This window comes from Streptomyces sp. CNT372 (assembly GCF_000377145.1).
In genome coordinates this window covers 1-23,871 of record NZ_KB897792.1, presented here as the reverse complement: position 1 = coordinate 23,871, position 23,871 = coordinate 1, and the positions used below count along the sequence as shown (strand labels likewise).

Annotated in this window: 13 protein-coding genes, 1 tRNA gene and 1 rRNA gene; 3 read left to right on the top strand and 12 right to left on the bottom strand. The window is 71.9% G+C overall.

Going from position 1 to position 23,871, the window contains the following annotated elements; all coding sequences use genetic code 11:
• Positions 1-60 precede the first annotated feature (60 nt).
• Together C593_RS0126425 and C593_RS0126420 are read left to right on the top strand one after the other, a co-directional pair.
• Positions 61-4,689: an ATP-dependent helicase gene (locus tag C593_RS0126425; protein WP_026278099.1), complete on the top strand. Its 4,629-nt coding sequence runs from the start codon at positions 61-63 to the stop codon at positions 4,687-4,689.
• 75 nt (positions 4,690-4,764) lie between these two features.
• Positions 4,765-5,571: a DNA-formamidopyrimidine glycosylase family protein gene (locus tag C593_RS0126420; protein ID WP_018850337.1), complete on the top strand. Its 807-nt coding sequence runs from the start codon at positions 4,765-4,767 to the stop codon at positions 5,569-5,571.
• Here C593_RS0126420 and C593_RS30560 read toward each other — a convergent pair.
• From C593_RS30560 to C593_RS0126370, 10 genes are all read right to left on the bottom strand, one after another.
• The gene (locus tag C593_RS30560) at positions 5,526-5,948 is read right to left on the bottom strand and encodes a hypothetical protein (protein ID WP_018850336.1); all 423 of its coding nucleotides are present in this window, start codon (positions 5,946-5,948) and stop codon (positions 5,526-5,528) included. The two genes, C593_RS0126420 and C593_RS30560, sit on opposite strands and share 46 nt — an antisense overlap.
• Positions 5,949-6,048: 100 nt before the next feature.
• Positions 6,049-6,519 (bottom strand): Dps family protein, encoded by a 471-nt coding sequence (locus C593_RS0126410; protein WP_026278098.1) that lies wholly within the window; start codon positions 6,517-6,519, stop codon positions 6,049-6,051.
• Positions 6,520-6,680: 161 nt separating this feature from the next.
• Positions 6,681-7,064, bottom strand: coding sequence for a helix-turn-helix domain-containing protein (locus C593_RS0126405; RefSeq protein WP_018850334.1), 384 nt, complete (start codon positions 7,062-7,064; stop codon positions 6,681-6,683).
• 109 nt (positions 7,065-7,173) lie between these two features.
• Positions 7,174-7,698, bottom strand: a complete 525-nt coding sequence (locus tag C593_RS0126400) for a nicotinamide-nucleotide amidohydrolase family protein (RefSeq protein WP_018850333.1) — start codon at positions 7,696-7,698, stop codon at positions 7,174-7,176.
• Positions 7,695-8,372 carry a CDP-diacylglycerol--glycerol-3-phosphate 3-phosphatidyltransferase gene (gene pgsA, locus C593_RS0126395; RefSeq protein WP_026278096.1) on the bottom strand — a complete coding sequence of 226 codons (678 nt, stop codon included), beginning with the start codon at positions 8,370-8,372 and terminating at the stop codon, positions 7,695-7,697. The genes C593_RS0126400 and pgsA overlap by 4 nt, the downstream gene beginning before the upstream one ends.
• Positions 8,369-9,835, bottom strand: a complete 1,467-nt coding sequence (rimO, locus tag C593_RS0126390) for a 30S ribosomal protein S12 methylthiotransferase RimO (protein ID WP_051093808.1) — start codon at positions 9,833-9,835, stop codon at positions 8,369-8,371. The genes pgsA and rimO overlap by 4 nt, the downstream gene beginning before the upstream one ends.
• 137 nt (positions 9,836-9,972) lie before the next feature.
• Positions 9,973-10,797 carry a helix-turn-helix domain-containing protein gene (locus C593_RS0126385; RefSeq protein WP_018850330.1) on the bottom strand — a complete coding sequence of 275 codons (825 nt, stop codon included), beginning with the start codon at positions 10,795-10,797 and terminating at the stop codon, positions 9,973-9,975.
• Between the two features lie 200 nt (positions 10,798-10,997).
• On the bottom strand, positions 10,998-13,790 hold the full coding sequence (locus C593_RS0126380; protein WP_078521932.1) for a DNA translocase FtsK: 2,793 nt from the start codon (positions 13,788-13,790) through the stop codon (positions 10,998-11,000).
• Between the two features lie 170 nt (positions 13,791-13,960).
• Positions 13,961-14,644, bottom strand: coding sequence for a response regulator (locus tag C593_RS0126375; protein WP_018850328.1), 684 nt, complete (start codon positions 14,642-14,644; stop codon positions 13,961-13,963).
• A 274-nt stretch (positions 14,645-14,918) separates the two neighbouring features.
• Positions 14,919-20,375, bottom strand: a complete 5,457-nt coding sequence (locus C593_RS0126370; protein WP_018850327.1) for a HAMP domain-containing protein — start codon at positions 20,373-20,375, stop codon at positions 14,919-14,921.
• A gap of 267 nt (positions 20,376-20,642) precedes the next feature.
• Between C593_RS0126370 and C593_RS0126365 the strand changes: the two genes are divergently transcribed.
• Positions 20,643-23,315: a SpoIIE family protein phosphatase gene (locus C593_RS0126365; protein WP_037747229.1), complete on the top strand. Its 2,673-nt coding sequence runs from the start codon at positions 20,643-20,645 to the stop codon at positions 23,313-23,315.
• A 61-nt stretch (positions 23,316-23,376) separates the two neighbouring features.
• On the opposite strand, the gene C593_RS0126360 is transcribed toward C593_RS0126365, so the two are convergent.
• Both C593_RS0126360 and rrf read right to left on the bottom strand, forming a co-directional pair.
• Positions 23,377-23,449, bottom strand: a tRNA-Thr gene (locus C593_RS0126360).
• A gap of 196 nt (positions 23,450-23,645) precedes the next feature.
• A 5S ribosomal RNA gene (gene rrf / locus C593_RS0126355) occupies positions 23,646-23,762 on the bottom strand.
• Positions 23,763-23,871 lie beyond the last annotated feature (109 nt).

Below are 23,871 nucleotides of genomic sequence, written 5' to 3'. Positions count from 1 at the left end.
GCCACGACCCGCGCCCCGCCCCCACCCTCGTTGTCAGTGGTGTGCGTCACGATGGAGGGCATGGCCAGGACTGCGCTCGACTCCTTCTCCCCCGCGACCCGAGGCTGGTTCACGGGGGCCTTCCGTGCGCCCACCGCCGCGCAGGAGGGTGCCTGGCGCGCGATCGGCGAGGGTTCGGACGTGCTGGTCGTCGCGCCCACCGGCTCCGGCAAGACACTGGCAGCCTTCCTCGCCGCCCTCGACCGGCTCGCCTCCACGCCTCCGCCCGCCGAGGCGAAGAAGCGCTGCCGGGTGCTCTATGTCTCCCCCCTCAAGGCGCTCGCGGTCGATGTGGAGCGCAATCTGCGCAGTCCGCTGACGGGCATCCGGCAGGAGTCGGTGCGTCTCGGCCTGCCCGATCCCGAGGTCCGGGTCGGCATCCGGTCCGGGGACACCCCGCCCGCCGAGCGCCGCGCCCTGGTCAGCCGCCCGCCGGACATCCTGATCACCACCCCCGAGTCGCTGTTCCTGATGCTCACCTCCTCGGCCCGGGAGGCCCTGGAGGGCGTGGAGACGGTCGTCCTGGACGAGGTGCACGCGGTCGCGGGCACCAAGCGCGGCGCACATCTGGCCGTCTCCCTGGAGCGGCTGGACGAGCTGCTGCCCCGCCCGGCCCGCCGGATCGGCCTGTCCGCCACGGTCCGCCCGGTGGACGAGGTGGCCCGCTATCTGTCCCCGCAGCGCCGGGTGGAGATCGTCCAGCCCGAGTCCGGCAAGGAGTTCGACCTCTCCGTCGTCGTCCCCGTGGAGGATCTGGGCGAGCTGGGCGGCTCCCCCGCCTCGGACGCCTCCGGGAAGCCCGGGGACAGCCCGTCGATCTGGCCGCACGTCGAGGAGCGCATCGCGGACCTCGTCCAGGCGCACCGCTCCACGATCGTCTTCGCGAACTCCCGCCGCCTCGCCGAGCGCCTGTGCAACCGGCTGAACGAGATCGCCTACGAGCGGGCCACCGGTGAGCCCCTCCCGGAGGGCACGCCGCCCGCCGAGATCATGGCGCAGTCCGAGGCCGCGCAGGGCGCCCCGCCGCTGCTGGCCCGCGCCCACCACGGGTCCGTCTCCAAGGAGCAGCGGGCCCTGGTCGAGGAGGACCTGAAGGCGGGGCGGCTGCCGGCGGTGGTGGCCACCTCCAGCCTGGAGCTGGGGATCGACATGGGCGCGGTCGACCTCGTGGTGCAGGTCGAGTCGCCGCCCTCGGTGGCCTCCGGTCTCCAGCGCGTCGGCCGGGCGGGGCACCAGGTGGGCGCGGTCTCCACCGGTGTGGTCTTCCCCAAGTACCGCGGCGATCTGGTGCAGGCGGCCGTGGTGACGGAGCGGATGCGCAGCGGGTCCATCGAGTCGCTGCGCATCCCGGCGAACCCGCTCGACGTGCTCGCCCAGCAGCTCGTCGCGATGACCGCGATGGACACCTGGCAGGCGGACGACCTGCTGGCCCTGGTGCGCCGGGCCGCGCCCTTCGCCTCGCTGCCCGAGTCCGCTTTCACCGCGGTTCTCGACATGCTCGCCGGGCGCTATCCCTCGGACGCCTTCGCCGAGCTGCGCCCCCGGGTGGTGTGGGACCGGGTCGCGGGGACGGTCACCGGGCGGCCGGGGGCGCAGCGCCTCGCCGTCACCTCCGGCGGCACCATCCCCGACCGGGGCCTCTTCGGGGTCTTCCTCGCGGGCGCGGACCCGAAGAAGGGCGGCGGCCGGGTCGGTGAGCTGGACGAGGAGATGGTCTACGAGTCCCGCGTGGGCGACGTGTTCACGCTGGGCACCACCTCCTGGCGGATCGAGGACATCACCCGGGACCGGGTCCTGGTCTCCCCCGCCCCCGGGGTCCCGGGGCGGCTGCCGTTCTGGAAGGGCGACCAGCTCGGGCGGCCGCTGGAACTGGGCCGTGCGGTCGGCGCGTTCCTGCGGGAGGTCGGCGGCCTGTCACCGCAGGACGGCCGGCTTCGGCTGCTGGCGGCCGGCCTGGACGACTGGGCGGCCGGCAACGTCCTCGCGTACCTCGACGAGCAGCGCCGCGCTTGCGGTCATGTCCCCGACGACCGCACGGTCCTGGTGGAGCGTTTCCGGGACGAGCTGGGCGACTGGCGGGTGGTGATCCACTCCCCGTTCGGCGCCCAGGTCCACGCCCCCTGGGCCCTCGCCCTCGGCGCCCGGCTCACCGAGCGGTACGGGATGGACGCCCAGGTCATGCACGCGGACGACGGCATCGTCCTCCGCCTCCCCGACGCCGACCTGATGGGCCTCGACCTGCTCGACCAGGAGCCGTCCGCCGCCGGGACCACCTGGGACGGCGAGCAGGCTCCGGTCGGAGCGGCGGACGCGGTCTTCGAGCAGGGCGAGATCGGGCAGATCGTCACCGACCAGGTCGGCGGCTCCGCCCTGTTCGCCTCCCGGTTCCGCGAGTGCGCCGCCCGCGCCCTGCTGCTGCCGCGCCGGAATCCCGGCAAGCGCACCCCGCTGTGGCAGCAGCGCCAGCGTGCGGCTCAACTCCTGCAGGTGGCGAGCGAGTTCGGCTCCTTCCCGATCGTGCTGGAGGCCGTCCGCGAATGCCTTCAGGACGTGTTCGACGTCCCCGGCCTCACCGAGCTGATGGGCGACATCGAGGCCCGCCGGGTCCGTCTGGTGGAGGTCACCACACCCGAGCCCTCCCCCTTCGCCCGCTCCCTCCTCTTCGGCTATGTCGCCCAGTTCCTCTACGAGGGGGACTCCCCGCTGGCCGAGCGCCGCGCCGCCGCCCTCTCTCTCGACGCGGGCCTGCTGGCCGAGCTGCTGGGCCAGGCCGAGCTGCGTGAGCTGCTCGACCCGGAGGTCCTGACCGAGCTGGAGCGGGAGCTCCAGTGGCTCACCGACGACCGGCGCGTCAAGGACGTGGAAGGGGTCGCCGACCTGCTGCGGGTCCTCGGCCCGCTCACCGGCGCCGAACTGGCCGAGCGGGGCGCGGAGGCGGGGTGGGCAGCCGAGCTGGCCGCGGCCCGCCGCGCGATCCGGGTGCGCATCGCGGGCGAGGACCACTGGGCCGCGGTGGAGGATGCCGGGCGGCTGCGGGACGCCCTGGGCACGGCACTGCCGGTCGGCGTCCCGGAGGCGTTCACCGAGCCGGTGAAGGACCCGTTCGGTGATCTGCTGGCCCGGTTCGCCCGCACGCACGGCCCGTTCACCTCCTCCCAGGCGGCGGCCCGGTTCGGGCTGGGCACGGCCGTCACCGAGGGCGGCCTCCAGCGTCTCGCCGCCGCGGGCCGGGTGGTCCAGGGCGAGTTCCACCCCTCCGGCATCGGCCAGGAGTGGTGCGACGCGACGGTGCTGCGCCGACTGCGCAGGCGTTCGCTGGCCGCCCTGCGCCATGAACTGGAACCGGTGCCACCGGCCGCGCTCGCCTCCTTCCTGCCGCAGTGGCAGCACCTGGGCGCGGGCCGGCTGCGCGGAATCGACGGGCTCGCCAGGGCGGTCGAGCAGCTCCAGGGAGCGGCCGTGCCCGCCTCCGCCCTGGAGAAGCTGGTCCTCCCCTCCCGGGTCCTGCACTACTCCCCCACCCTGCTCGACGAGTTGACGACCACGGGCGAGGTCCTGTGGGCGGGCGCGGGAGCCCTGCCCGGCAAGGACGGCTGGGTCTCGCTGTACCACGCCGACACGGCCCCGCTGCTCCTGCCGCCGCCCCATCCGCTGGAGACGACGGCCCTGCACGAGTCGGTGCTCACGGCCCTGTCCGGCGGGTACGGCCTGTTCTTCCGTCAGATCGCCGACCAGGTCAGGGCCACCACCCACCCCGACGCCACCGACCCCCAACTGGCCGACACCGTCTGGGACCTGGCCTGGTCCGGCCGGCTCACCAACGACACCCTGGCCCCGCTGCGCGCCTTCCTCGGCTCCGGGCGCACGGCCGGTGCCACGGCCCACCGCGCACGGCGCACCGTGCCCCGCGGCCGGTACGGCGGACTGGCCTCCGACGGGCGGCCGGTCTCCCGGTCCGGGCCGCCGACCGTCGCCGGGCGCTGGTCCCTGCTGCCCCGGCCCGAGCCGGACGCCACCCACCGGGCGCACGCCCTGGCGCGCACCCTGCTGGACCGCCACGGCGTGGTCACCCGGGGAGCGGTGGCGGCCGAGGGGGTGGAGGGCGGCTTCTCCGCCGTGTACCGGGTGCTGTCCGCCTTCGAGGACAGCGGGCAGGCCCGGCGCGGCTATGTCGTCGAGGGCCTGGGCGCTGCGCAGTTCGCGATGGACGGCGCGGTGGACCGGCTGCGCGCGGCGTCGACCGCGCGCGACCGGGGCGCCGACGCCCGCTCAGGCCCGACGGCCCTGGTGCTGGCCGCCGCGGACCCGGCCAACGCCTACGGGGCCGCGCTGCCCTGGCCCGACCCTCCGGAGGGGGCCACCCACAAGCCGGGCCGGAAGGCGGGCTCCCTGGTGGTCCTCGTCGACGGCGAGCTGACGCTCTACATGGAGCGCGGCGGCAAGACCCTGCTCGCCTGGGCCCCGGAGCCGGACGCGCCCGCCCTGCTCGCGGCGGCGGAGGCCCTGGCAGCGGCCGCGAAGGAGGGCGCCCTCGGCACCATCACGGTGGAACGGACCAACGGGGAGCCCGCGCTCGCCTCGCCCTGGGGCCGGACGCTGGAGGCGGCGGGCTTCCACGCCACCCCGCGCGGCCTGCGCCTGCGCGCCTGAGCGCAGCCGCACACCACACAACGCACTCGCAGCCGCACCCGGCACCAGCCCGCCCGTGTCCCGCATCATGGACGCATGCCCGAAGGAGACACCGTCTGGCTCGCCGCCCACCAGTTGCACGAAGTGCTGGCCGGGCGGGTGCTGACCGTGTCCGACCTGCGCGTGCCCAGGCTCGCGACCGTCGACCTCACGGGCCGGCAGGTGCTGGACGTCACCCCGCGCGGCAAGCATCTGCTCACCCGCGTCGAGGGCGGACTCACCCTCCACTCCCATCTGCGGATGGACGGCTCGTGGCGGATCTTCCGGGCGGGTGAACGCTGGCGCGGCGGACCCGCCCACCAGATCCGCGCGGTCCTCGGCACCGCGGACCACTCCGCCGTGGGATACCGGCTCCCCGTGCTCGAACTCCTGCGAACGGGTGAGGAGGACCGGATCGTCGGCCATCTCGGCCCGGACCTCCTCGGCCCCGACTGGGACCCGGCGACCGCGGCGGCCAACCTCGCCGCCGATCCCTCACGCCCCCTGCGCGAGGCTCTGCTCGACCAGCGCAATCTGGCCGGCATCGGCAATGTCTACGCCTGTGAGCTGGCCTTTCTGGCCAAGGCATCCCCCTGGCTGCCGGTCGGCGAACTGCCCGAGGGCGTCCCAGCCCGGCTCGCGGCCACCGCGCACCGGCTCCTGGACGCCAACAAGGCCACCCACGACCGGATCACGACCACCGGACGCGGCCAGGGGATGCCGCTGTACGTCTACGGCCGCCTCGGCCGGCCGTGCGCCCGCTGCGGCACGCTCGTCCGCAAGCGGAATCTCGTGGAGAACGGGACCGAACGCCCCGTCTACTGGTGCCCGGGCTGCCAGCCCGGCCCCGTACCGTCCCCCTGACCCACCCCGTCGCCGGCCCCGTTGATCCCGTCGGCCCCGTCCATTCCGCCGACCGCGCGGCCGCCGCCCGCCCCGCCGCCGCGTATGCCGTCGTCCCGGCGGGCCCCGTACCCGCGTGCCCCGCCCCGCCCGCCCCCGTCGTCACACCGGCCGGACCGCCGCCTCCACCACCCCGGCCCGCCCCGCCGGGCCCTGCGGGGCCCGGTCGCGTGCACCGGCAGCAGGCTCAGTCCCCAGCCGCTCGCGGCCATCGCCCCTTCGAGGACCCCGGCCTCCTCGGGTGCGAGGGCGAGGCGCAGGACCGCCCACCACCAGAGCGCCCCCGCGACGGCCCCGAAGACCACGACGGGTATCAGGGCCGCTCCGCGTATCCCCATGCCGCACCTCCGGGTCCGTCCGCGTCGGGGTCGTCCCCGGCCTCACCGGGACGGGGCCCGCATGCGCGGGCCCCGTCACCGGCCGCTCTCCGCCGTCCGCTCAGGCGGATTCGGCCTGGAACATCCAGGCGTGCTTCTCGAGGTCGGCGGTGAGCCCGATGAGGATGTCCTGGGTGATCGGGTCGGGCTTGTCGGTGGCCTCGATGCGCTCCCGCATCCGGCCGATGACCGCGCCGAGCGCGTCCACCATGGTCTTCACGACCTCGGTGTCCTTGATCCAGCCCTCGGGCACCGTCCCGATCGCGCTCTGCTTCGCCACCGTCGCGGCCCGCCCGTCGGGGGCGACCCCGATCGCGGACGAGCGCTCGGCGACCGTGTCGGAGTGCTGGCGCGCGGTGGCCACGACCTCGTCGAGCTGAAGGTGCACGGAGCGGAACCGGGGGCCGACCACGTTCCAGTGGACCTGCTTGGCCACCAGGGCCAGGTCCACCAGGTCCACCAGCGCACCCTGGAGAGCGTTGCCGACCGTCTTGAGGTCGGTCTCGGACAGGGTGCTCTTCACAACAGACATGAATGTCCCTCCTCAGGGATCGCCGACTGCACTCCACAATCGCACAACTACTCAAATAGCTCATGCGGGGCGAATCATCCCGGAAACGACAACGGCCCCGGGCGGTACTCGCGTACCACCCGGGGCCGGGTCCAAACGTGCCGTGCAGTGCTCGCTGCGGATCAGGCGGCGACGACGTCGACCGCTTCCGCAGGCGCCTTGATCGTCACACGCTCGGTCGGCACACCTGCCACCGACGTCACGGAGACGGAGTTGAGCATCGGGCGCACCGGTGCGGGCACCGGCTCGGTGGCGGCGGCGGACGCGGCCAGTTCGGCCAGGGACAGCTCGTCGCTCACCTCCCGCATGAGCTCGGACATCCGTACGTCAAGCGCGTCGCAGATGGCGGAGAGCAGCTCGGAGGAAGCCTCCTTCTGCCCCCGCTCCACCTCGGAGAGATAGCCGAGTGAGACTCGGGCGGACGAGGAGACTTCGCGCAGAGTACGGCCCTGGCGCTGGCGCTGCCGACGCAGCACGTCACCCAGCAGGCGACGGAGCAGAATCATCGGTGGCTCCCTCCTCGGACCGCGTAGCCGCATCCTTCACGCCCCACCGTACCGCCTCGCGCCGCGGCCGTGCGGGGAGCGATGTCGTGTTCACTCAGGGCTGCAAACATCAAGTCCCCCCGTTCTGTTCCGTATCCTGTGCCCGCGCATTGCCGTGCAGTTCGCCGGAGAGCAGGGCGAGCACTCTCCGTACACTCTCCTTACGGATTTCCTCCCGACCGCCGTTCAACCTCAGTGCGGCGGTTTTTGCGGCCCCGGAAGGTCCCGATACGGCAACGTGCACGGTGCCCACGGGGTGCCCGTCCTGCGGTTCGGGGCCCGCGACACCGGTGGTGGCGATGCCCCAGTCGGCGCCGAGCCGAGCGCGCACCCCGGCCGCCATCTGCGCGGCGACCTCCGCGTCCACGGCTCCCCGCTCGGCCAGCAGCACGGCGTCCACGTCCAGCAGCTCGGCCTTGAGGGCGGTCGCGTACGCCGTCACCGAGCCGCGGAAGACCCGGGACGCCCCCGGCACGCCGGTGAGCCGGGCGGCCACGAGGCCGCCGGTCAGGGACTCCGCCGCGGCGAGGGTCTGACCGCGATCCGCGAGCAGCGCCAGCACCTCCGCCGCCGCGTCCCCGTGCCCGGAGGTCACGGCCGGCGGTCCTCGGCGGTGGCGTCGACCGCCACCCGCGCGGCCAGCCCCTGGCGCCGCAGCACGATCGCCTGGCGCACATAGTCGAGACCGGTCACCACGGTCAGCACGACGGCGACGGCCATCACCCAGAAGCGCAGCGTGGCCAGCGGCCCGGTCAGCGCCAGGACGTACATGCCGACCGCGGTCCCCTGCGCGAGGGTCTTCATCTTGCCGCCGCGGCTGGCCGGGATGACACCGTGCCGGATCACCCAGAAGCGCATCAGCGTGATGCCGAGTTCCCGGAAGAGGATCACGGCCGTCACCCACCAGGGCAGGTCCCCGAGGGCGGACAGGCAGATCAGCCCGGCCGCCATGATCGCCTTGTCGGCGATCGGGTCGGCGATCTTCCCGAAGTCGGTGACGAGGTTGTAGGTGCGCGCCAGGTGCCCGTCGAAGATGTCGGTGATCATCGCGACGGCGAAGGCGGCCCAGGCCCAGGCCCGCCACGCCGGGTCGTAGCCGCCGTCCTGGAGGAGGAGGACGACGAAGGCCGGCACGAGCACCAGCCGGACCATGGTGAGGATGTTGGCGATGTTCCACAGGCTGGCCTGGTCCACGGCCGCGGCGCCCAGCTTGCCGCCGGGCACCGGCCGGCCTGCGCCGCCCGCCGCGGACGCGGGCACTCCTGTCATCTGCCGGCCTCCTCGCCCAGACACTCGGCCACCAGGTCGACGCCCTCGGCCGCCACGGCCTTGGCGGTCACCATCCGGCCGGGCACCAGGCCCTCGGGGGAGGTGAAGCGCACCTGGCCGTCGGTCTCGGGCGCCTGGTGGGCGGCCCGGCCGATCGCGCCGTCCTCCTCGTCGACGGACTCGACCAGGACCTCCAGGGTCTCCCCCAGCCGCTCCTCGGCACGCTGCGCGGTCAGCTCCTCGGCGACCCGGGAGAGGTGGGACAGACGCTCGGCGATCACGTCGGCGTCGAGCTTGTTCTCGTAGCCGAGGGCCTCGGTGCCCTCCTCGTCGCTGTAGCCGAAGACGCCGATGGCGTCGAGGCGCGCGGCGCCGAGGAAGCGTTCCAGCTCGGCGAAGTCGGCCTCGCTCTCGCCGGGGAAGCCGACGATGAAGTTGGAGCGGACACCGGCCTGCGGGGCCTTGCCGCGGATGGTCTCCAGCAGCTCCCAGAAGCGCTCGGTGTCCCCGAAGCGGCGCATGGCGCGCAGCACGCCGGGCGCGGAGTGCTGGAAGGACAGGTCGAAGTAGGGGACGACCTTCTCGGTGGAGGTGAGGACGTCGATCAGGCCGGGGCGCATCTCGGCGGGCTGGAGGTAGCTCACACGGACGCGCTCGATGCCGTCGACCGCGGCCAGTTCCGGCAGCAGGGTCTCCAGGAGACGGATGTCGCCGAGGTCCTTGCCGTAGGAGGTGTTGTTCTCCGAGACGAGCATGACCTCCTTCACGCCCTGCTCCGCCAGCCAGCGGGTCTCGCCCAGCACATCGCTGGGCCGGCGGGAGATGAAGGAGCCGCGGAAGGACGGGATGGCGCAGAAGGTGCAGCGGCGGTCGCAGCCGGAGGCCAGCTTCACGGACGCGACGGGGCTGGAACCGAGGCGGCGGCGCAGCGGTGCGCGCGGGCCGGACTCCGGGGCGAGGCCCTCGGGCAGGTCGGCCGGGGCGGGCGCGATGTCGCCGTGGCCGGGCAGCGCGACCTCGGTGGCGCCCTGCCGCTCGACGGGGCTCAGGGGCAGCAGCAGGCGCCGGTCGCGGGGGGTGTGGGAGGCGTGGATGCCGCCGCTCAGGATGGTCTGCAGGCGGTCGGAGATGTCGGCGTAGTCGTCGAAGCCGAGCACGCCGTCGGCCTCGGGCAGCGCTTCGGCGAGGTCCTTGCCGTAGCGCTCGGCCATGCAGCCGACGGCGACGACGGCCTGGGTGCGTCCGTGGTCCTTGAGGTCGTTCGCCTCCAGCAGGGCGTCGACGGAGTCCTTCTTGGCCGCTTCGACGAATCCGCAGGTGTTGACGACGGCCACGTCCGCGTCGGCGGCTTCCTCGACGAGGTCCCAGCCGTCCGCGGCCAGGCGGCCTGCCAGCTCCTCCGAGTCCACCTCGTTACGGGCACAGCCAAGAGTGACAAGGGCGACGGTACGGCGTTCGGGCATGGACTCAAGACTACTTCGTCCCGACCCGCCCCCTTGCCCCCAGGGGCCCCGGGCAGCCGCGTGCCCGGCGCGGCGGGTGCCGGCCGGGCACGGAACAGGATGTCCAGGACGTTCGGAAGGCCTTCGCCCGGGCGGTGTCAGCCGGCCTCGGGGTCGCCCTTGGTGTACGAGAGGCGCTCGACGCCACCGACCTGGAAATCGTCGTCGATCTTCTTGCCGTTGACGAAGAGCTCGACCACGCCCGCGTTGCCGACGACCAGGTCGACACGCTCGTCGTCCTGGAAGGTCTTCGACTGCCCCTCGGTCAGGGTGCCGTCGAAAAGCAGCTTGCCGTTGTGGGAGCGGGCGGAGATCCAGCTCTCGGCGTCGGTGACCGACAGCTTGACCGTCACCTTGTCCTTGGGGACGGCGGCGATGGCGCTGTCGGACGGGTCGGGCTTGGGGTCGGCGGGCTTGACCGGCGCCTTGCTGGGGGTCGGCTCGGCCTCGGGCGCGGGACCGTCGGCCACCTCCCGGCCGCCGCCCTCGTCGCCGCCGCCGCTGACGAGGGTGAAGCCGGCGAAGCCGACCACCACGACGATGGCCGCGACCATGGCGGCGGTCCAGTTGGGCCGGCGGCGCTCGGGGCGGATGCGTTCGGCTTCGAACAGCGGTGCGGCCGGCGTCGGCGACGGGCGGCCGCCGTGCTCGGCGTCGAACCGCTCGACGAGGGGTTCGGGGTCGAGTCCGACGGCCCTGGCGAGCATCCGGATGTGGCCCCGGGCGTACACGTCGCCGCCGCAGCGGGAGAAGTCGTCGTCCTCGATCCCGTGCACGAGGGGGATCCGCACGCGGGTGGAGGCGCTGATCTCTTCGACGGTCAGCCCGGCGCCGACACGCGCCTGCCGCAGGGCGTGGCCGATCGACGGCCGGTCGTCTTCGACAGAAGGCCGGTTGTCTTCGGGGGAGTTGCCGATGGACACGGGGGCGCCTTTCGAGCGTGAGCCACCTGCTGGAGGTTCAGTCTAGGGGTGGGGCGAAACGGTGGGGCAACCGGGCGGCGTAACTTTGTACGCCATCGGAATGGCCTTGTGACCAGCCGGTCCTCCCGGTGGCGCAACACCTTCTCGTCCCTCCGTCCAACTTGACGTACGACGAGGGGAAACGGTTGCCCGCGTATCCCTTACGAGTGAGTCTCTCCGCGGATCACGGCGAGCACTCCATCCAGTTCGTCCGGTTTCACCAGCACGTCGCGGGCCTTGGAGCCCTCACTGGGGCCCACGATGTTCCGTGACTCCATCAGGTCCATGAGTCTGCCCGCCTTCGCGAAGCCCACGCGCAGCTTCCGCTGGAGCATCGAGGTGGACCCGAACTGGGTGGAGACGACCAGCTCGGCCGCCTGGCACAGCAGGTCGAGGTCGTCGCCGATGTCCTCGTCGATCTCCTTCTTCTGCTTGGTACCGACGACGACGTCCTCCCGGAAGACCGGCGCCATCTGGTCCTTGCAGTGCTGGACGACGGCCGCGACCTCGTCCTCGGTGACGAAGGCGCCCTGCATACGGGTGGGCTTGTTGGCGCCCATCGGCAGGAACAGCCCGTCGCCCTTGCCGATGAGCTTCTCGGCGCCGGGCTGGTCGAGGATGACCCGGCTGTCGGCGAGGGAGGAGGTCGCGAACGCGAGCCGGGAGGGCACGTTGGCCTTGATGAGACCGGTGACCACGTCGACGGAGGGGCGCTGGGTGGCCAGGACCAGGTGGATGCCGGCCGCGCGCGCGAGCTGGGTGATGCGCACGATGGCGTCCTCGACGTCCCGGGGCGCGACCATCATCAGATCGGCCAGCTCGTCGACGATGACCAGCAGGTACGGGTAGGGCTGGAGCTCGCGCCCGCTGCCCTCGGGCGGTGTGACCTTGCCGTCGCGCACGGCCCGGTTGAAGTCGTCGATGTGCCGGTAGCCGAAGGCGGCGAGGTCGTCGTAGCGCAGGTCCATCTCGCGCACCACCCACTGGAGGGCCTCGGCGGCCCGCTTCGGGTTGGTGATGATCGGGGTGATCAGGTGCGGGATGCCCTCGTAGGCGGTCAGTTCGACGCGCTTGGGGTCCACGAGGACCATCCGGACGTCCTCGGGGGTGGCCCGCATCATGATCGAGGTGATCAGGCAGTTGATGCAGGAGGACTTGCCCGAGCCGGTCGCGCCGGCGACCAGCATGTGGGGCATCTTCGCCAGGCTGTGCATGACGTAGCCGCCCTCGACGTCCTTGCCGAACGCGACCATCATCGGGTCGTCGTCCTCGGCGAGGCGGAGCACGTCCCCCAGGTTGACCATCTCGCGGTCGCTGTTGGGGATCTCGATGCCGACGGCGGACTTCCCCGGGATCGGGGAGATGATCCGCACGTCCGGGCTGGCGACCGCGTAGGCGATGTTCTTGGTCAGGGCGGTGATCTTCTCGACCTTGACCGCGGGGCCGAGCTCGACCTCGTAGCGGGTGACCGTCGGGCCGCGGGTGAAGCCGGTGACGGCCGCGTCGACCTTGAACTCGGTGAAGACGGTGGTGAGGGAGGCGACCACCGCGTCGTTGGCGGCGCTGCGGGTCTTGCCGGGGCCGCCGCGCTCCAGCAGGTCGAGGGAGGGCAGGGAGTAGGTGATGTCGCCGGAGAGCTGGAGCTGTTCGGCGCGCGCGGGCAGCGGCTGGGAGGTGTCCGGGGCGGGCTTGGTCAGGTCGGGGACGGCGCTGCCGCCCGGGGTCCGCTCCCCGGCGGCCGGGCGCTTCGCCGGCTCGTGGTCCCGCTCCTCGCGTTCCCCGGGCTCGCGTGCGGAGGGCACCGGGGAGGCGGCGCGCTGCCGGTCCGCGGTCACGTCACGGGTGAGGTCGGCGACGACCGGGGACGGGGGCATGCCGTTGAGGACCGCGCCGTCGAGCGCGGCGGCCGCGGCGGCGGCCACGTCGACCGGGTCCATGCCGTGGCCCGCGTCGGGCTGGGCGGAGGGGCGGCGCGGGCGCCGGCGGCGCTCCAGGGCGTCCTGTTCGGCGCCGTCCGGGTCGTAGTCGGCGGGCCGGGCGCCGCGCGCGCGGCGCCCGGGGGCAGGCAGGGCCTCGCGCCACTGCTCCTCGTACCGCTCGTCGTCCGGCCCGTACCCGGTGCCCTCCCCGGGCGGCGGGTCGACCAGCCCGAGCTTGGTCCCGAGCAGGCGCAGGCGCTGCGGAATGGCGTTGACCGGGGTCGCGGTGACGACGAGCAGACCGAAGACGGTGAGCAGCACCAGCAGCGGGACGGCGAGGACCTCGCCCGTCATGAAGACCAGCGGCTGTGACGCGCCCCAGCCGATGAGGCCGCCGGCGTCCTGTATGGCCTTGGTGCCCTCGCCCCGCCCCGGGGAGCCGCAGGCGATGTGGACCTGGCCGAGGACGCCGATGACGAGCGCGGAGAGGCCGATGACGATGCGCCCGTTGGCCTCGGGCTTCTCGGGATAGAGGATCAGGCGCACGGCGACCGCGCCCAGCAGGACGGGCGCGAGGAGGTCCAGCCGCCCGAAGGCTCCGGTGACGAGCATCTCGACGAGGTCGCCGACCGGGCCCTTGAGGTTGGACCAGGTGCCCGCCGCCACGACGAGCGCGAGACCGAGGAGGAGCAGGGCGAGGCCGTCCTTGCGGTGGGCCGGGTCAAGTCCCTTGGCGCCGCGCCCTATTCCGCGCAGCAGGGCGCCGACCGCATGGGCCGCGCCGAGCCACACGGCACGGACCAGGCGGTAGATGCCACCCGTCGGGGAGGGCGCGGGCCCGGGCGGGGGCGCCTTGCGGGCCGCCGCCTTCTTCGCGGGCGCCTTCTTGGCGGGGGGCTTCTTCGCGGGGGACGCCTTCTTGGCGGGCGTCCTCGCGGGTGCCGCCTTCTTCGCGGCACCGGTCGTCCGGCCGGCGCGCGGCTTCGCGGTGCCCGCCGTGCCCTGGGAACCCTTGCCGGACGTACGTGAGGCCATGGTGGTGAGGTTACCGGTGCGGGCCCCGAGGGACACGAGTGACCACTGCTTCACCCGAACGTGTCGCGCCCGTGGGGGCGGTGAACTGACGCACCTTCACGGGAGTTCACGCCCGTGAAGGTGCGCGGCCGACCACGGCCCTACGGGCCGTCCGTGCGCGGCGGCCGGGCTCAGCCCTGCGACGGAAGGCTCGGTGCGCCGCCGCCCGTGCCGGGCTCCAGTGCGTCGAGGGCGCGGCGCAGGCCGGTCAGCTTGCGCTCCAGATGGGCGGCGGTGGCGACCGCCGCCGCGTCCGCCGAGTCGTCGTCGAGCTGCTTGGAGAGCGCCTCGGCCTGCTCCTCAACTGCCGCGAGGCGCGCGGACAGTTCCGCCAGCAAACCGGCGGGCTCCCGGCCGGCGCCGCTGTCGGCCTGACCGCCGCCCTCCAGCTGGAGCCTCAGCAGCGCCGCCTGCTCCCGGAGTTGGCAGTTCTTCATGTAGAGGTCGACGAACACGGAGACCTTGGCCCGCAGCACCCACGGGTCGAAGGGCTTCGAGATGTAGTCCACCGCGCCCGCCGCGTAGCCGCGGAAGGTGTGGTGCGGTCCGTGGTTGATCGCCGTGAGGAAGATGATCGGGATGTCTCTGGTGCGCTCGCGCCGCTTGATGTGCGCGGCGGTCTCGAATCCGTCCATCCCCGGCATCTGGACGTCCAGCAGGATGACCGCGAAATCGTCCGTCAACAGCGCCTTGAGCGCTTCCTCCCCTGACGATGCCCGCACCAGTGTCTGATCGAGCGCCGAGAGGATGGCCTCCAACGCCAGCAGATTCTCCGGCCGGTCATCGACCAGGAGGATCTTGGCCTTCTGCACCATGCCCCGTCCTCCTCGCCCCGGCATGGGGTCTCTCCAGCTCAGAGAGCCGGAGGACGCACCGGGCGCCGCCCCAGGGGACGACTCCCTTGCGTCGCCCGTCCTTGTGCCGGTCATGGTAGCCGCACCCCGCCCGTCGCCACACCCTGTCACCGTGATGTCACTGTGCACGTACCGAAAACGTGGGGGGAGACCGGATCGTTCCCCGCAATACCCTCCCCCACACGCATTCGGACGGACTCGATCACCACGAGGTATCACTTCATGCAACGAGCGGTCACTTCGCGGTCATCCACTGCTCCATCACCGACAGAAGATGATCGGGGTCGACCGGTTTCGTGACGTAGTCGGAGGCGCCCGACTCGATCGCCTTCTCCCGGTCCCCCTTCATCGCCTTCGCCGTCAGCGCGATGATCGGCAGGCCCGCGAACTGCGGCATCCGCCGGATCGCCGTCGTCGTCGCGTACCCGTCCATCTCCGGCATCATGATGTCCATCAGCACCACCGTGACGTCGTCGTGCTGCTCCAGCACCTCGATGCCCTCGCGCCCGTTCTCCGCGTACAGCACCGACAGACCGTGCTGCTCCAGAACCGAGGTCAGCGCGAAGACGTTGCGGATGTCGTCGTCCACGATGAGGACCTTCTCCCCGTCGAAGGCGAACACCCGGCGCTGCTCCGGCGCCTGCTCGGCCGACTCCGACTCCGGCTCCCGCTGCGGTTCGCCGCTCTCCCGACGCGCCGGCTCAGCCGGCTCCAGGGCCCTGCGACGGCGCCGGAACAGCGCGGCCGGACCCGGCGCCGCCGGCTGGCGGCGGGCGGGCCCGCCCGCCTTTGCACCGGAGTCCCGGGCACCGTCCTCCTCGGCCGGCAGCTCCGCCCCGGTCCCCGGCGCGGGCTGCGGGTATCCCTGCGGCGGCAGCTCACCGGCGTGCAGCGGCAGGTAGAGCGTGAACGTCGAGCCCCGGCCCGGCTCGCTCGCCGCGTGGATCTCACCGCCCAGCAGCCGCGCGATCTCCCGGCTGATGGACAGCCCGAGTCCGGTGCCGCCGTACTTGCGGCTCGTGGTGCCGTCCGCCTGCTTGAACGCCTCGAAGATCACCCGCATCTTGCCCGCGGCGATCCCGATGCCGGTGTCCGTCACCGAGAACGCGATCAGGTCGGCGTCCGCGTCCTGGAGGGAACCCGCCTCCAATAGCTGCTCCCGGATCGACTGCGGCACGTCCGTGCCCGCCGGCCGGATCACCAGCTCCACCGCACCGCTGTCGGTGAACTTCACTGCGTTCGACAGCAGGTTCCGCAGCACCTGGAGGAGCCGCTGCTCGTCCGTGTGCAGGGTGGCCGGCAGCTCCGGGGAGACCCGCACCGAGAAGTCGAGGCCCTTCTCCGCGGTCAGCGGCCGGAACGTCGCCTCCACATAGTCCACCAGCTGCACCAGAGCGATCCGGGTCGGACTCACGTCCATCTTGCCCGCCTCGACCTTCGACAGGTCGAGGATGTCGTTGATGAGCTGGAGCAGGTCGGAGCCCGCGCCGTGGATCGTCTCGGCGAACTCCACCTGCTTCGGCGAGAGGTTGGTGTCCGGGTTGTCCGCCAGCAACTTGGCCAGAATCAGCAGGGAGTTCAGCGGCGTCCGCAGCTCGTGCGACATGTTCGCCAGGAACTCCGACTTGTAGCGCATGGAGACCGCGAGCTGCTCCGCCCGCTCCTCCAGGACCTGCCGGGCCTCCTCGATCTCGGTGTTCTTCACCTCGATGTCGCGGTTCTGCTGCGCCAGCAGCTCGGCCTTGTCCTCCAGCTCCGCGTTGGACGCCTGGAGCGCCTTCTGCCGGTTCTCCAGCTCCGCCGACCGCTCCCGCAGCTGCTCGGTCAGCTCCTGCGACTGCTTCAGCAGCACCTCGGTCTTGGTGTTCACACTGATCGTGTTGACGCTCGTCGCGATCATCTCGGCGATCTGGTTGAGGAAGTCCCGCTGGATCTGCGTGAACGGCTGGAACGAGGCCAGCTCGATCACCCCGAGGACCTTCCCCTCGAACAGCACCGGCAGCACGATCACATACGCCGGCGGCGCCTCCCCCAGCCCCGAGGAGATCTTCAGATAACCCGGCGGCACATTGACCTGGATCGTCCGCTTCTCCTCGGCCGCCGTCCCGATCAGGGTCTCCCCCGGCCGGAACGATGTGGGCATCAGCCCCGCCGAGTAGCCGTAACTGCCGCGCATGATCAGCTCGTACGACTCCCCGCCCGAGGACACGTCCGAGCTGCTGCCCGTCGGCATCGCCAGGAAGAACGCGCCGTGCTGCGCGGAGACCACCGGCGTCAGCTCGCTCATGATCAGCGAGGCGACGTCGTCGAGGTCCCGGCGGCCCTGCATCAGACCGGAGATCCGGGCCAGGTTGCCCTTCAGCCAGTCCTGCTCCTCGTTGGCGAGGGTGGTGTCGCGCAGGTTCGCGATCATGGTGTTGATGTTGTCCTGGAGGACCTGGATCTCGCCGGCCGCGTCCACGTCGATCTTCAAATTGAGATCGCCGCGGGTCACCGCCGTGGCCACGGCCGCGATGGCGCGGACCTGCCGGGTCAGGTTCCCGGCCATCTCGTTCACCGACTCCGTGAGGTCCCGCCAGGTGCCGTCCACGTCCCGCACCCGCGCCTGACCGCCGAGCTGCCCGTCGGTGCCCACCTCACGGGCCACCCGGGTGACCTCCTCCGCGAAGGAGGAGAGCTGGTCGACCATCGTGTTGATGGTGGTCTTCAGCTCCAGGATCTCGCCCCGGGCGTCGATGTCGATCTTGCGGGTCAGATCGCCCTTCGCGATCGCCGTGGTGACCGTCGCGATCTGCCGCACCTGCCCCGTCAGGTTGGACGCCATCGAGTTCACCGACTCGGTCAGGTCCTTCCACGTCCCCGACACGCCCGGGACATGCGCCTGACCGCCCAGGCGGCCGTCGGTGCCCACCTCACGGGCCACCCGGGTCACCTCGTCGGCGAACGAGGACAGCGTGCGCACCATCGTGTTCACCGTGTCCGCGAGCTCCGCGACCTCGCCGCGCGCCTCCACGGTCACCGTCTTCGACAGATCACCGTTGGCCACCGCGGACGACACCCGCGCGATGTTCCGCACCTGGTTCGTCAGGTTGTTGGCCATCAGGTTGACGTTGTCGCTCAGGTCCTTCCAGATGCCGGTCACCCCGCGCACCCGCGCCTGACCGCCCAGCACGCCCTCGGTGCCCACCTCACGGGCCACCCGGGTCACCTCGTCGGCGAAGTCGGAGAGCTGGTCGACCATCGTGTTGACGGTCGTCACCAGCTCCAGGATCTCGCCCTTGGCGTCGACGGTGATCTTCTTCGACAGATCGCCCTTGGCGACCGCGGTGGTGACCTCGGCGATGTTGCGCACCTGGCTGGTCAGGTTGTTCGCCATGAAGTTCACCGACTGGGTGAGGTCCTTCCAGGTGCCCGAGACGCCCTGGACCTCCGCCTGACCGCCGAGAATGCCCTCGGTGCCCACCTCGCGCGCCACCCGGGTCACCTGCTCCGCGAAGTTCGAGAGCTGGTCGACCATGGTGTTCAGGGTGTTCTTCAGCTCCAGGATCTCGCCGCGCGCGTCCACGTCGATCTTCTGCGACAGGTCACCGCGTGCGACCGCCGTGGCGACCTGCGCGATGTTGCGCACCTGACCGGTGAGGTTCTCGGCCATGCCGTTCACCGAGTCCGTCAGATCACGCCACACGCCGGCGACGCCCGGCACCTGCGCCTGGCCGCCGAGACGGCCGTCCGTGCCCACCTCACGGGCCACCCGGGTCACCTGCTCGGCGAACGCGGAAAGCTGGTCGACCATCGTGTTGATGGTGTTCTTCAGCTCCAGGATCTCGCCGCGCGCGTCCACGTCGATCTTCTGCGACAGGTCACCGCGCGCCACGGCCGTCGTCACCTGCGCGATCTGGCGCACCTGCGAGGTCAGGTTCCCGGCCATGAAGTTGACGGAGTCCGTCAGCTCCTTCCAGGTGCCGCTGACGCCGTCCACGCGCGCCTGACCGCCGAGGCGGCCCTCCGTGCCCACGTCCCGAGCCATCCGCGTGACCTGGTCGGCGAAGTTGGAGAGCTGCGCCACCATCGTGTTGACGGTGTTCTTCAGCTCGAGCATCTCGCCCGCGACGTTGACGGTGACCTTCTGCGACAGGTCGCCGTTCGCGACCGCCGTCGTCACCTGCGCGATGTCCCGCACCTGACCCGTCAGGTTCCGGAACGCCGTGTTCACCGAGTCCGTGAGGTCCTTCCACGTACCCGCCGCGCCCGGCACCTCGGCCTGGCCCCCGAGGCGGCCCTCGACACCGACCTCCCGCGCCACGCGGGTGACCTCGGAACCGAAGGACTGGAGCTGGTCGACCATCGTGTTGACGGTGTTCTTCAGCTCCAGCATCTCGCCGGCCACGTCCACGGTGACCTTCTGCGACAGGTCGCCGTTCGCGACCGCCGTCGTCACCTGCGCGATGTCCCGCACCTGACCCGTCAGGTTCCGGAACGCCGTGTTCACCGAATCGGTGAGGTCCTTCCAGGTGCCCGCCGCGCCCGGCACCTGCGCCTGGCCGCCGAGCAGACCCTCGGCACCGACCTCGCTCGCGACCCGCGTCACCTCGTCGGCGAAGGTACGCAGCGTCTCCGTCATCTGGTTGATCGTCTCGGCGAGCTGGGCGACCTCGCCGCGCGCGCTCACCGTCACCTTCTGGGACAGATCGCCGTTGGCCACCGCCGTCGTCACCTCGGCGATGCCGCGTACCTGGTTGGTGAGATTTCCGGCCATCGTGTTGACGGAGTCGGTCAGGTCCTTCCACACCCCGGCGACCCCGGGCACGGTCGCCTGACCACCCAGCTCACCCTCGGTGCCCACCTCCCGCGCCACCCGCGTCACCTCGGAGGAGAAGGACTGGAGCTGCTCCACCATCGTGTTGACGGTGTTCTTCAGCTCCAGCATCTCGCCGGCCACGTGGACGGTGACCTTCTGCGACAGATCGCCCTTGGCCACCGCCGTGGTCACCAGCGCGATGTCCCGCACCTGCGCGGTCAGCCGGTGCGCCATGGTGTTGACGGAGTCGGTGAGGTCCTTCCACGACCCGGACATGCCCCGCACCTGCGCCTGGCCGCCGAGCTTGCCCTCGGTACCCACCTCCAGGGCGACGCGGGTCACCTCGTCGGTGAACGCGGAGAGCTGGTCCACCAGGCTGTTCACGGTCCGCGCGACCTTCAGGAACTCGCCGCGCAGCGGACGCACCGTGCCGTCCTGCGGGTCCGTGGAGTGCGAGCGCAGCTCCATCCGCTGCTCCAGGTCGCCCTCGGCGACCGCGGACAGCACCCGACCGACCTCGGACACCGGCCGGGCCAGATCGTCCACCAGCTCGTTCGCGGCGTCGACGGCGGCCGCCCAGGAGCCCTCGCAGGCGCCGGTCTCCAGCCGTTCCGTGAGCTTTCCCTCACGGCCGACGACCCTGCGGACGCGGGCGATCTCCCCGGTCAGATGGAGATTGCGGTCCGCGACCTCGTTGTAGACCGCGGCGATCTCGGCCATGACGCCGTCGCCCGACACCGTCAGGCGACGGCGGAAGTTGCCGTCCCGCATCGTCACCAGGGCTGCCAGCAAGCGGTTCAGGGCCGCCGTGTCGACCTCGGTCGTCCCGCTGTTCCGGGAACGACCGCCTTTCGCACGCGTGTCCTTCGCCCGCGCCGTCGCGCCAGACTCCACCGTGTCCCTCCCGCAGGGGTTGACCGTACTGCCTGGGCTGTCTCAGGAAGCCTGCCCAGTGTTTCACCATGCCGGAACCTGGCCATAACAGTTCGGCAGCTTCGCATAGCGTCCCCACACCCACAGGGCGGAAACAGCCACAACCGGCATCCGCTCGGACAGCGAAGGTAAGTAACCTGGCATCCGGCTGTCCAACCGCCCCGGTCCGCCCGGCAGGGGCGGAATGATGCGCTCACACCACCGGGCACGGGGAGGAACCAGCCGATCATGGCAGAGCCGGGCGTCGAGACGCGTACGAGGAGTTCTGTGATCACCGCGCGGGCGGCCGCCACCTTCGATCCGGTCGGGCGGTCCGTCGCGACCGCCCGGGCCTTCGTCCGCGACACCCTCCAGGGCTGGGGGTTCGCCGACGTGGTCGACGACGCGGTGGTCCTCACCAGCGAACTGGTCACCAACGCCGTCATCCACGCGGGCACCGCGGCCGATGTGCTCTGCCTGCGCAGCGAGGACGGCGTCCGCGTCGAGGTCGGCGACCGCTACCCCGAGCGCGAGATCCCCATCCAGGGCACCGGCAGCCCCCTGGGCAGCCTCGACCGGGAGAACGGCCGGGGCCTGCTGCTCTGTGCGGCCCTCGCCTCCCGCTGGGGCGTCGAGTACACCCCCACCCACAAGCAGGTCTGGTTCCAGCTCGACCTCCCCCAGCGCAGCGTCGGCACCCGCTCCGCCGGCCCGGCGCTGCCCACCTCGATGCTCCCGGTCGCCGAGGAACGCGTCCGCGTCGCCGTCGCCCAGATCGACCGCACCGGCACCATCTCCGTGTGGAACGAGGACGCGGAACACCTCTTCGGCTACCCGGCCGACCAGGTCCTCGGCAAGCCCCTCACGGACTTCGCGGCCTGGCCGCACACCCCCGGCACCGGCACCGGCATCGCCGAGGCGCTTCAGCTCTCCCGCTGGGAGGGCAGCTACGGCATCCGCGGCGCCGACGGCCGGGTGATCCCCGTCTACGCCTCCCACCTGCGCGTACGCGACACCAACGGCGAGCCGTCGACCGTCTGTCTGCTGGTACGGGACGACGAGCGGGCCGTCCTCCAGACCCCGCAGCGCAACGCGGCCGCGGAAGCCGGAGCCGACCACCGCTCCAGCGACCCGTTCGAGGTCTTCATCGGCTCACCGGCCCCCGACGACCTGGACGGCCTCCTCCAGCGCACCGTGGAACGCGCCCGCGACATGCTCGACGGCGACGCCGCCTTCCTGCTCCTCGCCACGGACGACGAGACGGAACTGGAGGTCCGCGCCACGACGGGCCTGCCCTCGGCCCGCCAGCGCTTCGCCCGCGTCCCGGTCGAGGCCGGCACCGGACGGTACGGCTCGGCCCGGATGCCCGCGGTCCACGAGGACCTGTCGGCCGTGCCGGGGGCCGTGCCCCTGCTCAGCTCGACCGGGATGCGCTCGGTCGTGACCGTCCCGCTCAAGGTCGAAGGGCGCCTCACGGGATCCCTCGGCGTCGCCGCCGAGTCCGCGGGCCGCTACTCCAACGAGGAGGCCCTGCGCCTCCAGTTCGCCGCGGACCGCATCGCGCTCGCGGTGGAGTCGGCCCGCCTGGGAGAGCTGGAGCGGCTGCGCCGCGGGTCCCTCTCCTTCCTGGTGGAGGCGTCCGACCTGCTGGCCGGCACTCTCGACCGGGACCAGACCCTGGCGCTGATGGCGCAGATGACGGTCCCCACCCTCGCCACCTGGTGCGCGGTCTACACGATCGCCGACCCGGCCTCGGAGCCGTACCTCTCCTACGTCCTGCACGAGGACGAGGAGCGCATCGACGACCTCAAGGCCCTGCTCTCCCGGATCGACCCGCCGGAGCCGATCGCTGCCCCGGGCGCCCGGGTGTGGAACGCGCCGGCGCAGGCGGGCCAGCGCGCGGCGCTGCTGGCCTCGAAGCGGGAACTGGGCCTCGGTACGCTCCCGCCGGTCTCCTCGGGCATCGGGGCGACGCAGGCGACCGCGGCGGCCGTCGGCGGGGAGACGGTGGTCCTGCCGCTCGTCGCCCGCAACCGGGTCATCGGCATGCTGACCCTCGGCAAGCCCTCCGACGACCACTTCCGCCAGGAGATCCTGGAACTGGCGGAGGACCTCTCGCGCCGTGCCGCCCTGGCCCTGGACAACGCCCGGCTGTACTCGGAGCGCGTCTCCATCAGCCAGTCCCTCCAGCGCAGCCTGCTGCCGCCGGAGCTGCCGTCGATCCCGGGCGTCGAGGTCGAGGTCATCTACCGGGCGGCCGGCGAGGGCAACGAGGTCGGCGGCGACTTCTACGACCTGTTCCCGATCCGCGACGGTGCCTACGGCTTCGCCATCGGCGACGTCTGCGGCACGGGCCCGGAGGCCGCGGCGGTCACCGGCCTCGCCCGCCACGCGCTGCGTCTCCTCGCCCGCGAGGGCTTCACCGGCCCGGCGGTCCTGGAGCGCCTGAACGCGGCCATCCTCGACGAGGGCGCGCGCAGCCGCTTCCTGACTCTCCTGTACGGGGAGATGTGGCCGCAGGCCGACGGCAGCGCGATCCTGAAGGTCGTCTGCGCGGGCCACCCCCTGCCGCTGCGCCTCCGCCAGGACGGCACGGTGGAACCGGCGGCCGAACCGCAGCCCCTGCTCGGCGTGATGGACGACCTGGAGCTCTACGAGCAGGTCGTGACCCTCGACCCGGGCGACGTCCTGCTGTGCGTGACGGACGGTGTGACGGAACGCCGCGAGGGCACGCGGATGCTGGGCGACGAAGGCCTCACGGACGTGCTGACCACGTGCACGGGCCTGACGGCCGGAGCGGTGGCCGCCCGTGTCCTGAGGGCGGTGGAGCGCTTCGCGGCGGAGCCGGCCTCGGACGACATGGCGATCCTGGCGATGCGCGTGCACGAGCCGCACAAGGAGTCCCTGCCGGGCCCGGCCTGAGCCACTTCATGCCATGAGAAAAATCCCTCCCGCCTTTCGGCGGGAGGGATTCTCTTTGCTGAGCCCCCAAACGGAATCGAACCGTTGACCTTCTCCTTACCATGGAGACGCTCTACCGACTGAGCTATAGGGGCCTGTTGACCTCGGGTGTTCCCCGCGGCAACGAGATGAAGCATAGCCCATGTGTGCGGGCTGTTCCAAACCGATGCGGGACGGACGAGGCTCCTGAGGGGGCATCATGAGGGCTGGCGTCGGGGGGGATTGGCCGGCCGTGGGTCCGGAAATACAGAAAGCCCCGGAACAAAGTTCCAGGGCCTTCTGACAAAAATTGTTCGGCGGTGTCCTACTCTCCCACAGGGTCCCCCCTGCAGTACCATCGGCGCTGAAAGGCTTAGCTTCCGGGTTCGGAATGTAACCGGGCGTTTCCCTAACGCTATGACCACCGAAACACTATGAAACTGTACGAACCAACCACCCGGCCAACAGTATTGGTGGTGTTCGTTGTTTCAGAACTAACACAGTGGACGCGAGCAACTGAGGACAAGCCCTCGGCCTA